Raw genomic sequence first — 14,856 nt, 5'->3', positions numbered from 1 at the left:
GGATGCCCGAGGGAAAGCGTTACACCATCGCGATCTGCAAGGGCGCTGCACTGTTGGAGGAGACGCGGACCTTGCTTACGCACTGGCAGTTTGGTGAGCCGGCTGATGCCTTTGCGAGACGTGTCGAACAAGAAGGACTTTTGGGCAAAGCCACTGCATACCGGGTGAGGGATATAGTTCGAAGGGTTTTCATTCGGCGCTATTTAAAACCTGATGACCAGCCTGCTAGGGTGCTGAAAAGGGCTATAGAATGCAACTTACAGCCTGCTGTGTTTAAGGAACTTGTTCTTCTGTATTCCTCACGGAATGACCCGCTGTTGCACGACTTCGTGGTTCACGAATTTTGGCCCTCTGTTCGGCGCGGCAGGTTTTCTCTGGATATCTCGAATGTTCTCCTCTTTTTCTCGGAAGCCATAACGGACGGCAAAATCGATAGGCCTTGGTCGGATCAGGTAAGCAGAAAAGTGGCGCGGGGATTGCTATGTTTTCTGCGAGAAGTCGATTTTATTCGAGAACCCCGAAAGGGCAAAAGGGAACTCATTGACTATCGAATATCCGACGGAATGATGGTTATCCTCGCTCGAATACTCAAAGAGGAGGGGTTCTCAGATTCGGGAATTGTGGATCACCCGGATTGGAATGTGTTCGGTCTGGAAAGGAAGAGCGTTCTAGAAAGGTTGCATTTTTTAGGTGAAGAAATGGGGCTGCTTGTTCAACAGGCTGGAAGTGTGGTTTGCTTCAACTGGAAAGTTAGATCCATGGAAAGTCTCATGATTACGTTAAGTTTAAATCGTCAGTTCAATGGGCGTGGTTGAGATCATCATGTCCAGTGTGGAAGAAGAGGAACTAATCCTTGCCTTTGACCTCTACTGCCGCATCCCTTTCCAACAGACCAAAGCAAGTAACCCCAAAGTACAGGAATTGGCCGCGCTCATAGGTCGCACTCCTTCTTCCGTGGCCCGCAAGCTGGGGAATTTCGGTGCTTTTGATCCAGAGCTACGACGCAGCGGTATTTCCGGCATAATACATGCCAGCAAGCTAGACAAAGAAATATGGGATGAATTCCACCAAAGTTGGAACGACCTTGTTTTGGAAGCCGCAAAATTGCGGGAGGCGTTTCTAAGACATAACTGCTTGATTCAATTACGAAGGCCTGATGGCCCAGTGAACTGGTCCGTGAGACCAAGGTAAGGATTCATCAGAGCTTCTTTCGTGAGGCAGTTCTTAGTGGCTACAACTCAACGTGCTGCGTCACAGGAATTCGTGTTACAGAGTGTTTGATCGCCAGTCACATCGTCCCTTGGAGTATTGATGAAGGCAAACGAACTGACCCGACAAAAGGGCTTTGTCAGAGCGCCACCTTTGACCGATTGCTCGACAAGGGGTTTATTACCATAGATTCTGACATGAAGGTTTTGATATCCAAAGAGTTGCTATCTCGACAAGATCCCGTCATTGAGGGCCAAATCGCTTGTTTCCATAACCAAGAGATAAGATTGCCGGTCAGGTTCCTGCCTTCAAAAGATTGTCTTAATTGGCATCGGAAGAATGTTTTTCGCTCTTAAACACCGGAGAAAATGATTTGGAAGCAGAAAGGCTTTATGCTCCCCCACAAGCGTTTCTCCGTGATCCGCCTGTGGCAGCATGAACTCGAGGAGGATTTCGACGGGTGCATTGATCGGATTATTGCCGCGGTCCGAGGAAGGGCAAAGAAAACCCACTCAAAGCAGGAGTCATGAAGATTCCGAAGCCCAAAACTTACAACGTGACACCCGGCACCGAAGGCGGCCGGAAGGTCAATGGAGCGGACTTCCCCGGGCCGGTGATCAGCAATTCCTGAAGCCGATGGTCTAGGGCCGAAAAGAGGGCCTGAAAGGGGAGTCTTAGGATTTTCCACGAGGGATTCGGGGTGATCGCGGGCACGCACGTCCGGTTGAGGAACGCTGCGTGAAGAACGGCGAGCTCGCATCATTGGTTTGACGTTGCACCCCCGACGGTTTTTCAGGTCGGAGGTTCCGGTTCTGCATGAGGGTGATTCCCTTCTCCGCACTGCGAGTTATCTTGCGCAATGATAGGGCTTCAGCCTCAGGCGTCCCGTGTATGCGAGGGCAGTGAGGGTCCTTTCGCGGAGTGTGCTGAGGTCCTCACGCATCCAGACCATCGCCCATCTGCGCTCCGCGCCGGACGCGAACGGGTGCGTCGCGTCACGGATGTCGTGCGTCGCGACGACAACGCCACGGCGGGCCGCCCGGGCGTGGAAGGAGTTTCGAAGAATGCCGGTATGCATGAGCGTCTTTCCGTGTCCGTCGGCCGCTCGTGGGAATGGCTCCCACGGCCACCGGAGACACGCCGATGGAAACCCGCCAAGGAAACATCGTCGGTCACGAAGCCGGGGTCTCTGGCCCCTTGGAGAACGTTTTGGCCCGCGGCCCCATGGATCCTATGCTTTTTCCCGCTTCCATGAATGAAGAAGTTCAACGGCTTTCAAAACGTTAGGTGCGCCGCGGCGTTTTCAGACCAATTCATCACGGCGGATCATCTTCAGGTGCGCATCTCAAGAAAATCCCGTTCCGGGATGAAAATCCATCTCCATGAAGCCCGCAGTTGCAATCAAGGTTCCCCCACATGTTGAGAGAGCTTTTCAGGACAAGCGGGTTCTGCCGACCCGGCCGAATGTCCCAGGTTCGTAAAGACTTGCGACGATATCCACAATAAAGAGTTTTTCCGAACACTGTCACTTCTTTTGCCCGCCCGGAAGGAGTCCATCCCACGGGACTGCACGCCGATATCCACCACATCAGTCGGCTCTTCTCATGGACGGCCTGCTGCATGGGGTTGGTCTGCCGCCGGCGGTGCCGGGTTCCGAGCGTCAGAATCCCGGCCGTCAAAGAGAGGGCTCTCATCGCCCTGGGAGCCGAAGATGCCCAGGAACTCTCGGGCAAGAGGACGGGAGAAGCGCATCGCCGTCTCCAGGATCATGACATGTCCCCCGCGGGCCCCACATCCAGGTGTCCCTTAGAGTACAAAGCCGCCGTGGCTGTTGTGACCTGTTTGGTCGCCCCCCACGGGACGCACTTCAGCCATGACGGTGGACAAGAACGGGGTCATAATGGATTTGTTTTTTTTGTGGGCGCCTGTCCTTTTGCGATATCAACAAAAGGTTTATACTCCTTTCTCGAAACATCACCCGAGGCACCACCTATCGGTTTAGGAAAAACCTGGATCGGTGAAAACGAGATGACGTGGGCTGACCTTCAGACGTCCGAGTCGATGTGCCTTCGGGGTGAAAATGGGACACGAACCCCTTCAACACAAAAGTGTCTCAGTATCTCCATCATATTCTAGTTATGACAATTTCACGCATCGTCGCAGTTTCACGGATTAAGGTTTTTTTCAACCGTTCGTGTCTCGTGAAATGAAAGGTGTGTTCGAAATGGATGCGACCCTCACCGTGGCCCTGGCGCAAGTGGAAGGGAGCCCTGATCCCGCCCGAAACCTGGAAAAGGCCCGTCGCTACGCCCGGACGGCGAAGGAAAAAGGCGCGCAGCTTCTCGTTTTCCCGGAAATGTTTCAAGCCCTCCCATCCTCCGGTCGCCCGCCTGTGCAGATCCTCCGCGATGCTTCGGTGGATTTTTTCGGGGAAATGAGCGCTCTGGCCAAGGCGTTCCAAATGGCCATCACGGCCGGGGGGTGGGAACCCTCCCCGGACCCCGAGAGGGCCTACAACACGGCGGTCCTTTTCGGCTCTGACGGCCACATCCTTGCCACGTATCGGAAACTCCACCTTTTTGATGCGTTGAACGTGCGTGAATCGGCCACCATGAGGCCGGGCGATCAGCCGCCTCCCGTCGTTTCTCTTCACGGCCTGCGAGTGGGAATCGCGATCTGCTATGATCTTCGTTTTCCTGAGCTCTTCCGATATCTTGCCGACCAAAAGGCCGACCTGGTGATTGTGCCCTCGGCATGGTATCAGGGGTCAGTAAAGGAAGAGCACTGGCTCACGCTGCTTCGAGCGCGAGCTGTTGAAAACACGTTTTACGTGGCCGGGTGCAACCTGATCGGCACCGCCTTCTGCGGCCGCAGCACGATCTTCGATCCCTTCGGGATTCCCATTGCTTCGGCCGCCGAAGGGGAAGACTGCATCCACGCCTGCATCTCCATCGGACGCATCCGATCCGTTCGGGAAAAACTCCCTTCCCTTGCAAATCGTCGAAGGGACCTGTTTTGAGGATTCGGCCGCTTACCAAAGCCGAGAGGCCAAGCGGTGCGCGGCCCGGTCTTCCAGACGGATGGCCTCCTGCTCGCACTGAGCGCGGCAGATGCCGCACCCATAGCACCGAAGCACGTCCACAAAGGCGGTCCGGCGGTAGGCGGAATAGCCCAGAGCGCCGAACTGGCAGGCCGTGATGCACCGTCGGCACCCGATGCAGCGTGTCTCATCGATACAGGCCACAAACTCTGCGCGGAAAAACAGGTGAAACCCGTACTGGTAAGCCTTCATGGCCAAACAATCCGCCCGGTCGCAGTTGCACACCGCCCCGATGAAAGGGGTTTTGAAGGTCCAGATGGTGTGGATCAGCCCTTCTTTTTCAAACGTCTCGGTCAGTGCTGTGGCCTGGGGCGCCGTGAGCCGCTCAAAGGGTTCGACGTAAGGTCCAAATTGGAAGGTTTCGAGGAAGGCGTCCCGGATATCGAGAATCTTCTCCGGGTCCAAAGTCAATCCGATACAATAACGGGCCTCTTTGACACCCGTGCTGCTCTTTCGGCATACGCACGGCAGACGGACGATAGCACTAGCCCGCTCGTAGACTTCCTGAAGGTCTTCCTTGGGAACGACCTGGCCGAAGTGGTCGCGGCGATAGCGCTGTTCATAATACCGGTATCCGAGTGCTCTTAACCAAGAAGGCACTTTCATGGCCCGTTGAAACGTATGTTCCAACCGATCCGCCTTGTCCGTGGCGACGTCTCGAATAAACTCCATGATATAACGACGTCGCTCCAAATCATTGAGGAGATCTTCGGCGTAATGCGCCGCATTGTGGTACCATTTTTTCCTTCCCCGTGTTGGTGGCAGAATCGGCACATGGGATATCCTCACCTTTTCGTTGACATTTCTGAGCGCCCCCCTCCCCATCGCCTGAGCAACACCGCACATGTTACGCAAAGATCCTTTGCAAGGCCAGGATTACCCGCTCTCCGTGCCATTGGGGATGTGTTGTGGACCGGCCTCGTTTCCTGCACATTATGGAATCCCATTGGAGCACAATGGAAAACGGCGCCAAGGGCGACGGGGTGGACCTGTGAGAGCCCGCCCGCGTCATTGACTCCCGCGGAGAGCCTTTCATTTTCCAACACATCGCCCACTCCGGATTTCATCGGCCCTCGGATGTCGGCGCGAGAGCCGGACATCGCGAACCTCACGGTTCCTGAGGTCGTCCGTCCCTGTGCCCGGCAGCCCGGAGGATTTATGTCATCTTTTGCGTTTCACGAATTCGGGCGGCGTGTTAAAGAAACGGCACGGTTCCACGCCCATGGGGAAGATCAGGCGAATCCGCGGAAAATCCGACACATCGAATTCGGCAGGAGAAACCATGACAGATGAGACACTGTCGGCGCACGGCGGCGAACTGGTCAACCTGGTGGTTGATCAAAAGCGCGCCCAAGTCCTGAAAGACCTGAGCCGGGAATTACCCAGTCTGTCCCTCAACGCGCGCCAACTGGCGGATTTGGAACTGCTCCTGAACGGAGCCTTTTCCCCCTTGCGCGGTTATATGACCAGCGCCGACTATGAATCGGTGCTGGACCGCATGCAACTGCAAAGCGGCCTCCTATGGCCCTTGCCCGTGTGCCTCGATGTGTCGGAAGCTGAAGCCCGCTCGCTGGACGCGGGTCAATCCGTGGCACTGCGCGACGTGGAAGGTTTCATGGTCGCCGTGCTCCATGTGGAGGACATTTGGTCGATTGACAAGCTGCGGGAAGCCGAGGTCGTCTACGGCACCACGGATCCGGCCCATCCCGGAGTGCACGCCCTTTACCACAACACGGGCACCCATTACGTGGGCGGCACGGTCGAAGGAGTCCAACTGCCCATGCATTTCGCGTTCAAGCGTCTGCGTCATACGCCCCAGGAACTGCGCGCTCTTTTCAAGAAGTTGGGGTGGCGGCGCATCGTCGGCTTTCAGACGCGCAACCCCCTCCACAGGGCTCAGTTCGAAATGACCTTGAGGGCCATGGACCGTGCCAAAGCCAACCTGCTGCTGCATCCTGTGGCACGGCGGGCCATGCCGGGAGACATCGACTATTACACGCGCATCCGGTGCTATCAGGCGCTCACCCGATATTATCCTCCCAACATGATGATCCTCAGCCTGCTGCCTCTGGCCATGCGGCTCGCCGGCCCTCGGGAAGCGTTGCTCCACGCCATTATCCGCAAGAACTACGGCTGCACTCACTTCATCGTGGGCCGGGATCATGCCAGCCCAGGGCCGACCCCGGACGGACGGAGGTTCTACGACCCGGAATCGGCCGTGAAAACGGCCATGGCCTATCAGGACGCCTTGGGGATCGAGATCATTCCTTTCGAGGAAATGGTCTATGTCTTCGAAGAGGACGCCTATATGCCGCTGCGGGAGGCGCCGCCGGGAAGCACGATCAAATCCATGTCTTTGGAAGAATTCCATCGCAGACTGCGGGAAGGAAAACGTGTCCCGGAATGGTTCAGCTTTCCTGAAGTCATCGAGGAACTCCAAAGAGGCTATCCACCCCGGCACAAGCAAGGATTGACCATCTTTTGCACGGGTCTTTCCGGAGCGGGAAAGTCCACCATCGCCCGGATCCTCTATGCGCGGCTTCTGGAAATGGGCAACCGACCGGTGACCCTGTTGGACGGGGATGTGGTGCGGCGCAATCTTTCCAGCGAACTGGGTTTTTCCAAGGAACATCGAGACATCAACGTCCGCCGGATCGGATTTGTGGCCAGTGAGATCACCAAGAATCGCGGGATCGCCATCTGCGCCCCCATCGCCCCCTACGCGGCGACGCGGCGCCAAATCCGAAATTTAATAGAAACCTACGGCGGCTTCGTGGAAGTCTATGTGGCCACCCCCCTGGAGGTGTGCGAAAGTCGGGATCGGAAAGGGCTCTACGCCAAGGCCCGGGCGGGACTTATCAAGGGTTTCACCGGCATCGACGACCCTTACGAACCCCCTCAGGCTCCGGAAGTCGTCATCGACACGACAGAACTCACCCCGGACGAAGCCGCCCAAGAGGTGTTGCTTTACCTGGAACGCGCGGGCTACATCAAGTAGGGGATAAGCCGACTCCAGGAGGATACCCATGGAAGTTTTGATCCAGCGCATGATTCGAGCGGCGAAACTCGACGTGAGCCTCTACGAGGAGGTGGAAGCCGATCCGAAAAGCATGGGGCAGGCCATGGCCGTGGTCATTCTTTCCAGCGTGGCCGCAGGGATCGGCACCATGACCGTCGGCGGCTTCAAGGGCGTGCTCTCCTTGGGGCTGATGGCCTTAGCCGGGTGGTATCTCTGGGCCTACATCGTCTATTTTGTGGGAACCAAATTTTTGGCCGAACCGCAGACCCTCAGCAGCCCTCAAGAGCTTTTGCGGACCATCGGGTTTTCCAGCGCCCCGGGGGTCCTCCGGGTCTTGGGAATCATTCCCGGCCTCCAAAGTTTCGTCATGCTGGTGACCGGCGTCTGGATGCTGGCAGCCATGGTCGTCGCCGTCCGGCAAGCCCTCGACTATAGCGGGACAGGTCGAGCCGTGGCTGTATGCCTCATCGGGTGGGTCATCCAGACGGTTCTCCTGGCCTTTGCTTTCAGTCTTTTCGGCGGTTTCGGCATCCACCCCCATCCGCGTTAGGAGCCTCTCCGTGGCCGGACGATCCAGGCCTCAACCAAGCCGCGCCGAACGCCGATTCTCCTGGACGCTCCTCGGTCTCTTGGTAGGCATCGCCGCCGGGGTTGTGGCCGTTTCTTTCCGCCAGGAGCCTCTGCTTACGGGAACCCAGGGCACCGAGCTCACCCTCACCTCAAAAGGTCAAGCCAAGCCCCCAGCGCCTAGCCTCATAGATCTGTCAAAGATTTCCTCCGGGCCGTTTTCGGCGTCGGGGCCGCCCGAAACCTTCGATGCTCAAACGCTGGCGGACAAAATCGACGGCAAGGCCGATCTTTATCTGGAGGCGGGGTTTGTGTCCCTGCACACCCAGCGAATTTCTCTCTCGAAAAACCCCGATCTGTGGGCGGAGGTTTTCATTTTTACCATGAAAAGTCCGGAAAGCGCTTTTTCCGTCTTCAGCCGCCAGAGGCGATCGACCGGGGTCCGGATCCCCTCGCTCACCTTCGGGTATCGTGCCGCCAACGCGCTCTGCGCCGCCGCCGGTCCCTATTACATGGAAATCATCGCTGCAACGGAAGACTCAGAGATGATGACAGAGCTCACGACGGCCCTGCAAACCGTGATGGAACCCATCCCACCCGCCGAAACCGTCCTCCACGCCTTGGAACGATTCCCTCCGGAAATGAAAGCTTTTGAACGGGGGGTGCTTTATATCGGAAACGCTTTCGGTTATGACGGGTTTCAAGAAACGTACGCCGTACCTGTGGTGGAGGAAGGATCCGCCATGAGCGTGTTCCTGGCGGTGGGCAAAGCCGGCCGAAGCGGTCGTTCGGCCGCGGAGGATTTCCTGCGGTTCCTCCAAGAAAGCGGGGCACGGCGCCTCTCAGGGGCGGATCCCGATAACGACATGGTGATTTTGGATTTTTTCGGCTTTGTGGAAGTGGTGTTTTCGCATGGGCGTTATGCGGCCGGCGTGCACGAGGCGGACCGGCGGGAAACGGCGGAACTGAAGGCCGCGGCGCTGCGTAAACACCTGAGCGCGAAAGAGCCGCAACAGGAGAAAATAAACTAGAAAAAACATGAGCATGACGTGATCACAATCTCCAAGTCTCATCAGGGTGGGGCGTGCGCCGGACCAGCCCCGCCGGGGCGGACGGCCCCACATTTCATCGAGAAAGCCGCCCAGCCGGAAAACGCCGGGAAACGACTCTTATGGAACATTCTCCACAGCCTGTCACCTTAGATCATTCGAGGCGCCGGTTTTTGATCCGCGGGATGCGCTACGGCGCGGGTTTGGCCGCCTTGTGGAGCCTCGGTTGGAGCCTGGCCGATTGGGCCGGGCCGACAGATCATCCCGACCCTGCAGGAACCTTGGAGGGCCCTTTCGATTGGTCGGTGCCGACTGCACCAAGAGCTGCGGCCGTGGTCTCGGGGACCGGCCGCGCGGCGTGCTTTGCCGCAGGCCTGGAGGCGCTCGGCGGCATGAAGCGTTTTATCGCCGCCAACGACCGGGTTTTCGTCAAGGTCAACGCGGCCTTTGCCAGCCCACCGTCTCTTGGGGCCACATCTCATCCGGAGCTGGTCGAAGCGGTCGTCCGGAGTTGCGTGGACGCCGGGGCCTCACAAGTCATCGTTTCCGACAACCCGATCAACGATCCGACAAGTTGCTTTCGCCTGACGGGAATCGCCGACGCGGTCCGCCGTGCCGGAGGGCTGCTTTGGGTGCCCGAAGCTCGGCGCTTTCAACCTGTCACGCTTCCCATGGGTCGCCACCTCCACCGGTGGCCTTCATGGGCGATGCCATTTATTGAAGCCGACAAGGTGATCAACTTGGCTCCGGTCAAACACCACCATCGCGCGGGCGCCTCCATGATTTGCAAAAACTGGTATGGGCTTCTCGGAGGTCCCCGGAACCTTTTCCACCAGCACGTGCACGAGGTCATCGGAGAACTGGCGGCTCTTTTCCGCCCTACTTTGGTCGTCCTGGACGGGATCACGGCCATGGTGACCAACGGCCCGACGGGGGGATCCCTTGCCGACCTGAAAGAAACCCGGACGTTGATCATGAGCCCCGATCCCGTTGCGGCAGACGTTCTCGGCGCCCGGATCCTCCAGTTGGACCCGGAAAAACTGCCGTATCTCCGATGTGCCCAAACGTTCGGCGCCGGATCCCTGGATCTCGGCACGATCACCGTGCATCGCCTCTCTGTTTAGTAGGAGCGGGAAACGGCTTAAAAAACACGGAGAGATTCGATCCATGCGCATCCATCACGTGCGGCGCCTCAGTCAGGGGTTTTTCTTCGCGCTCTTCGTCTTTTTCTGCGCCGTCACCCGAATGGGCACGCGCTGGCCGGACATTCGGGGCTGGCCTGTGAATTGGTTCCTCCAACTGGATCCCCTCACGGCCGTGGGAACGGCCCTGACCACAGGAACCCTGTTTGCGGGCATCTTGTGGGGTGTAGTCACTCTTTCCCTGACGCTGATTGTCGGGCGCTTCTTCTGCGGCTGGGTCTGTCCTTTCGGCACGATCCACCACGCCGTAGGCTGGCTGGGAGCCCGCACCAAGAGCTTTTCGGAACGCGTGGCCGCCAATGCTTTCCACCCGGCGCATCGCGTGAAATTTCATATGCTCTGTCTTTTTCTCGGTATGGCCGCCGGCCCCTTATGGACCGCAAGCCGATGGAGCGGAACCGCCTCGGCCCTGAAAACCCTCGGCCTAGGAACGGCCGTGGCGCTGCTCCTCATGGGGGAAGTTGCACGCCCGAGACGCCTTGCATCCAAAGGATCCCCATGGCACCACGACGTCCCGATCGTTGTCGTGCTCTTTACTCTGGGTCTTCTGCTGGGAAGATTTCCCGCAGCCGTGGGATCGCTCCAGACAGGTCTCTTGGATCCCCTCCCTTTTTTTCAAAGGTCGCTCAACCAGATCGTCTTTCCGGCACTGGGGATATTCCAGCCTGAGGGACTTGCGGGAGATCGCTGGACGCACGGTGCATGGCTGACGGCGGCCTTACTGATAACGGCCGTGGGGGTAAATCTCATCCGACCGCGCTTTTACTGCCGATACGTCTGCCCTGCCGGAGCGCTGATGCACCTGGCGGGACGGCGTCCCTTATGGCACATGCAACGAATTGTAGAGCGATGCACCAATTGTCAACGGTGCGAAGCCGTCTGTGATGCCGGATGCCGTCCGTCTTCCGATCTCGTGGTCGGGGAATGCACCTTGTGCAGCAACTGCCTGGTGGTCTGTCCGGAAGGGGCCATCACATACACGGTTATGCCGGCCGAACCGTCCGCATCAGGGAGCGGTATCGACCTATCCCGCCGGCGGATTCTGGCTTCACTGGGCACCGGTCTTTTCTCTGTTTCGGCTCTCCGCTTGGACGGTCTCACAAAAAGGCGGTTCCCCCCGTCGGTCGTGCGTCCTCCGGGGGCTCTCGCCGAATCAGAATTCCTTGCCCGATGCATCAAATGTGGGCAATGCCTCCGTATCTGCCCCACGAACGTTCTTCAGCCGGCCTTGTGGGAAGCGGGCTTGGAAGGATTGTGGACCCCTGTGTTGGACTTTCGCGCCGGAACCAGTGGTTGCCAGTACCAGTGCGTCGCATGCAGCCGCATCTGCCCGACGGCCGCCATCCGGCGTCTCACTCTCGACGAAAAACACGGCACCGGAGACTTTGCGGACCGAGGACCCGTCCGGATCGGAGCGGCTTTCGTGGATCGGAGCCGCTGTCTTCCTTGGGCCTTCGGCAAGCCGTGCATCGTGTGTGAAGAAAACTGCCCGGTCAGCCCCAAAGCCATCCAAACGATGGAGGTTTTGGAAAAGCTTCCCGCTGGGCCCCTTGAAGTGAAAAAACGTGAAGGTCAGCGCTGGATCGTGGATGGTTTTCGGCCGCCGCACAATCCACCGCCGCTGGACAGTTTATATCTTGTCAAAAGCCTGGGCGATTCCTCTCACCAATGGCCGGTGCGCGCATGGGGCGAAGGATGGATCGAGGCGGCCCCCGGCGGCGATGACAACCACACGGCGCCGCCCTTGGGCTCGGAAAGCATGGTCTTTCTTGCCGTGCGTCTGAAACGCCCGGTGGTGGATCATGCTCGGTGCGTCGGGTGCGGCATCTGCGAACACGAATGCCCCGTTCGAGGTCTTCCGGCCATCCGGGTTTCGGCGGAAAATGAATCGCGCCACCCGGAAAGATCCCTGATCTCCGGAAAGATACGGAGCGGAACCTGACACGCCCGGGCGATGCCATGGCGTTCCAAACCCGCCCCCTGTCATGCGACAGGGGAACACGGCCCGTCACCCGACGAAGACGACCGGCGTTGTCCGGTCAGGCCTCACGCGTCCCGTACGGACATCCACACAGGAGGATCGACCATGAGTGGAAAAGGACCACATGAGGGAAAAGCTTTTTCGGGCACTGTGTCCCGCCGGGAATTCTTGAAGGCGGCGGGCGTTATCGGACTCGCATCGAGCCCGGGGACCGCCCTGGTTTTTCCATCCATGGGGTTTGCCCAGGAACCTTCGGTTCAGAAGGTGCCCGTGCGCCCTTTCGGCGCCTCCAAAATCCCTGTGTCCGTATTGTCCCTCGGGGGCATGTTCGATACGGGGGCCAACCATACCTTGCTTCGGCAGGCCCTGCGCTGGGGCGTGACCTATTGGGATACCGCGGATTGTTACGGAGGCGGCCGGAGCGAAGAAGGTATCGGAGCTTTCTTCGCCCGGTTTCCCGAAACCCGGAAAGAGGTTTTTTTGGTGACAAAATCCGATGCTCGAGACCCGGCCGGGATGACCAAGCTGCTTCACCGAAGCCTGGAGCGCATGAAGACGGATTGGATTGATCTTTATTTTCTCCATGCCGTCGACTCCGTCCAGGAACTCACCAGCGATGTGCGTCGTTGGGCCGAACAGGCGAAAGCCTCGGGGAAGATCCGCCTCTTCGGATTCAGCACCCACGCCAACATGGCCCAATGTCTGGAAGGGGCCGCCCGGCTGGGTTGGGTGGACGGCATCATGTGCACCTATAATTTCCGACTCATCCACGATGACGCCATGAAGCGGGCCGTTGACCGGTGCGTCGCCGCGGGCATCGGTTTGACGGCCATGAAAACACAAGGGGGCGGCCCCTATCGGGTGGACTCGCCTGAAGAAGGGGCGTTGGCCGAAAAACTGCTCGGTCGGGGTTTTACGGACAAACAGGCCAAGCTCAAGGCCGTGTGGGAGGATTCCCGAATCGCCAGCGTGTGTTCCCAAATGCCCACCATGACCATCCTCATGAGCAATGTCGCCGCGGCTCTGGATCGCACGACGCTCAGCTCGGAAGAACGAAACAAGCTGGCCCGGTACGCCCAAGCCACCCGCCACCAATACTGTGCCGGATGCGCCGTCGTGTGCCGCCACGCTGCGCAGGCTCCGATTGCCGACATCCTGAGAAGCCTCATGTACGCTCATGATTACGGTGACATGTCGGCCGCCCGAGAGGTGCTGCTTCCGTTGGCTCAATCGGGCCTTTTTGAGACTTTGGACGCGGCACGAGTGCACGAAGCCGAACGTCGGTGCCCTCAGGGACTCCCCCTTCGACACCTCGTGGCCCAAGCGGCGCATCTAGCCCGCATTTTCGTCACCTAGGAAAGGCGCGCACCTGCAAAACAAGGCTTGTCAGTTCCACAAAACCGGGAACCCATTTGTCGGGAAAAAGGTGGGTTCCCGTATCCCGCGGGCCGGTTCGACGTCGCTCCAAAGCAGCGTTTTCCATGATTCCTCGGACATGCAGGGGCGACACTTTTTCCGCCCCTGAGATCAGACGCCTGGGGCGGCCGGGATCGGTCCTTGTCTTTTGCCCACCGAGTGTGCAACGACTGGCACGCTGTGCAATGGATTGCATACATCATGTGGACATTGTTTGCACACCCCTCCGCGTCCACGTCCATGTATCTCCCAGGCTTTTTGCCGCCAGAGCATATCCAATTGATTTTTATAGATGATTATCTTTTCCTCCAACGCCCTTCCAGCCCTCATGTTTGGTACGCTCCTTGCTGAGGACAGCCACGCGAAAAGGTCGCGGCGTTTTCTGAGCACACCGCCGATGGTTTTCGTTTGGTTTCCTCGCGGAGGGTTGTTATGAAAAGGTTGATGTCCACGGTGGTCGTCTTTGGAGCGTGTCTGCTCATCACGCTTAATCCCGGCGTGTCTTCATCCCTGACCATCAATTTTACCGACAACACCACCTACTGGCCCCAGTGGGGAAATACGGACCACGATTCCTGGCCGGGGACGGACAACAATTTGGATACCATCGGGTTTCCCAATTTCACGGGCGGCAGTGTGGAAGTGAACAATTTCTATTTAACCGCAATCACATTTTCTTTCGCTTCCTGGGGCAGCGGGTCCGGGTGGAACAAACTGGAGCCCGGGGATCTTTTTTTGAACGTTGACGAGGACACAAACTGGGAATACGTCATTTATGCCGATAACAATCCAAACAAACAAGACGGGCAGCTCCCCGGTTCGTGGAACTATAATCTTTATGCCACCGATCTGGCCCTGAACGATACGACCGCCTATGTGATGTCGGGGAAAGACAACACGGGATATTGGTCAGGTTATTTAATCCGCGACACCCACCCCATCGGACTGAACCCGACCGTCGTCTCGAATTCACCCTCCCTCGGTGCTGTCTCTTTTAATGGGTGGACAACCAGCAGCCTCGTTTTCACCTTCCCGGCCCAGACGATCCCATTGACTTCGGGCATCTTCACGATCGGCTTTACCGTGAACTGCGCCAACGATGTGGTCTACGAAACCTTGGAGCTGCCCCGGCCTCCGCAGCAAGTGGCACCCGAGCCCGCATCCATGCTTCTTATGGGTTCGGGCTTGGTAGGTCTGGCGGGATTTCTCCGGGCTCAACGAAAAAAGGACAAGAAGGTCTAGCCGGGTCGTCATCGAGAGTGGGTGCCGCGAAGGCACGAAGCTGAAAACCCGGCGCCGCGTGCCCGCGGTGC

The 14,856-nt window shown here is 58.1% G+C and carries 13 protein-coding genes; 11 read left to right on the top strand and 2 right to left on the bottom strand.

The genetic code is table 11. From position 1 onward, the window contains the following. Positions 1 to 2 precede the first annotated feature (2 nt). The 4 genes from ACZ5K9_RS09470 (at position 3) to ACZ5K9_RS09455 (ending at position 4,228) form a co-directional block, all read left to right on the top strand. Positions 3 to 815 (top strand): BrxA family protein, encoded by an 813-nt coding sequence (locus ACZ5K9_RS09470; RefSeq protein ID WP_464271094.1) that lies wholly within the window; start codon positions 3 to 5, stop codon positions 813 to 815. A 7-nt stretch (positions 816 to 822) separates the two neighbouring features. Further along, on the top strand, positions 823 to 1,191 hold the full coding sequence (locus tag ACZ5K9_RS09465) for a hypothetical protein (protein ID WP_464271093.1): 369 nt from the start codon (positions 823 to 825) through the stop codon (positions 1,189 to 1,191). Beyond that, entirely contained in the window at positions 1,170 to 1,565 is a 396-nt protein-coding gene (locus ACZ5K9_RS09460; RefSeq protein ID WP_464273952.1) for an HNH endonuclease, read from the top strand. Before ACZ5K9_RS09465 ends, ACZ5K9_RS09460 begins: the two co-directional genes overlap by 22 nt. Before the next feature lie 1,868 nt (positions 1,566 to 3,433). Continuing rightward, positions 3,434 to 4,228, top strand: a complete 795-nt coding sequence (locus tag ACZ5K9_RS09455) for a carbon-nitrogen hydrolase family protein (protein ID WP_464271092.1) — start codon at positions 3,434 to 3,436, stop codon at positions 4,226 to 4,228. A gap of 12 nt (positions 4,229 to 4,240) precedes the next feature. Here ACZ5K9_RS09455 and ACZ5K9_RS09450 read toward each other — a convergent pair whose 3' ends face one another. Next, complete coding sequence (locus tag ACZ5K9_RS09450; protein WP_464271091.1) at positions 4,241 to 5,155, bottom strand: 4Fe-4S binding protein; 915 nt, start codon at positions 5,153 to 5,155, stop codon at positions 4,241 to 4,243. A gap of 436 nt (positions 5,156 to 5,591) precedes the next feature. On the opposite strand from ACZ5K9_RS09450, the gene ACZ5K9_RS09445 reads away from it, so the two are divergent. From ACZ5K9_RS09445 to ACZ5K9_RS09420, 6 genes are all read left to right on the top strand, one after another. Then, positions 5,592 to 7,307, top strand: coding sequence for a bifunctional sulfate adenylyltransferase/adenylylsulfate kinase (locus ACZ5K9_RS09445; RefSeq protein WP_464271090.1), 1,716 nt, complete (start codon positions 5,592 to 5,594; stop codon positions 7,305 to 7,307). Between the two features lie 28 nt (positions 7,308 to 7,335). After that, positions 7,336 to 7,878 carry a YIP1 family protein gene (locus ACZ5K9_RS09440; RefSeq protein ID WP_464271089.1) on the top strand — a complete coding sequence of 181 codons (543 nt, stop codon included), beginning with the start codon at positions 7,336 to 7,338 and terminating at the stop codon, positions 7,876 to 7,878. A 10-nt stretch (positions 7,879 to 7,888) separates the two neighbouring features. Continuing rightward, positions 7,889 to 8,926 carry a DUF6599 family protein gene (locus ACZ5K9_RS09435; RefSeq protein ID WP_464271088.1) on the top strand — a complete coding sequence of 346 codons (1,038 nt, stop codon included), beginning with the start codon at positions 7,889 to 7,891 and terminating at the stop codon, positions 8,924 to 8,926. 140 nt (positions 8,927 to 9,066) lie between these two features. Beyond that, positions 9,067 to 10,068: a DUF362 domain-containing protein gene (locus ACZ5K9_RS09430; protein WP_464271087.1), complete on the top strand. Its 1,002-nt coding sequence runs from the start codon at positions 9,067 to 9,069 to the stop codon at positions 10,066 to 10,068. 43 nt (positions 10,069 to 10,111) lie between these two features. After that, positions 10,112 to 12,088, top strand: coding sequence for a 4Fe-4S binding protein (locus tag ACZ5K9_RS09425; RefSeq protein WP_464271086.1), 1,977 nt, complete (start codon positions 10,112 to 10,114; stop codon positions 12,086 to 12,088). Between the two features lie 144 nt (positions 12,089 to 12,232). Next, entirely contained in the window at positions 12,233 to 13,483 is a 1,251-nt protein-coding gene (locus tag ACZ5K9_RS09420; protein ID WP_464271085.1) for an aldo/keto reductase, read from the top strand. On the opposite strand, the gene ACZ5K9_RS09415 is transcribed toward ACZ5K9_RS09420, so the two are convergent. Continuing rightward, complete coding sequence (locus ACZ5K9_RS09415) at positions 13,476 to 13,610, bottom strand: hypothetical protein (protein WP_464271084.1); 135 nt, start codon at positions 13,608 to 13,610, stop codon at positions 13,476 to 13,478. The genes ACZ5K9_RS09420 and ACZ5K9_RS09415 overlap by 8 nt on opposite strands. 365 nt (positions 13,611 to 13,975) lie before the next feature. Between ACZ5K9_RS09415 and ACZ5K9_RS09410 the strand changes: the two genes are divergently transcribed. After that, positions 13,976 to 14,785, top strand: a complete 810-nt coding sequence (locus ACZ5K9_RS09410; protein WP_464271083.1) for a PEP-CTERM sorting domain-containing protein — start codon at positions 13,976 to 13,978, stop codon at positions 14,783 to 14,785. The last annotated feature ends 71 nt before the right edge of the window (positions 14,786 to 14,856 follow it).

This window comes from Desulfosoma profundi, assembly GCF_055387865.1.
Note: the sequence above shows the minus strand (reverse complement) of the source record. Positions and strands in the feature narration are given on the sequence as shown.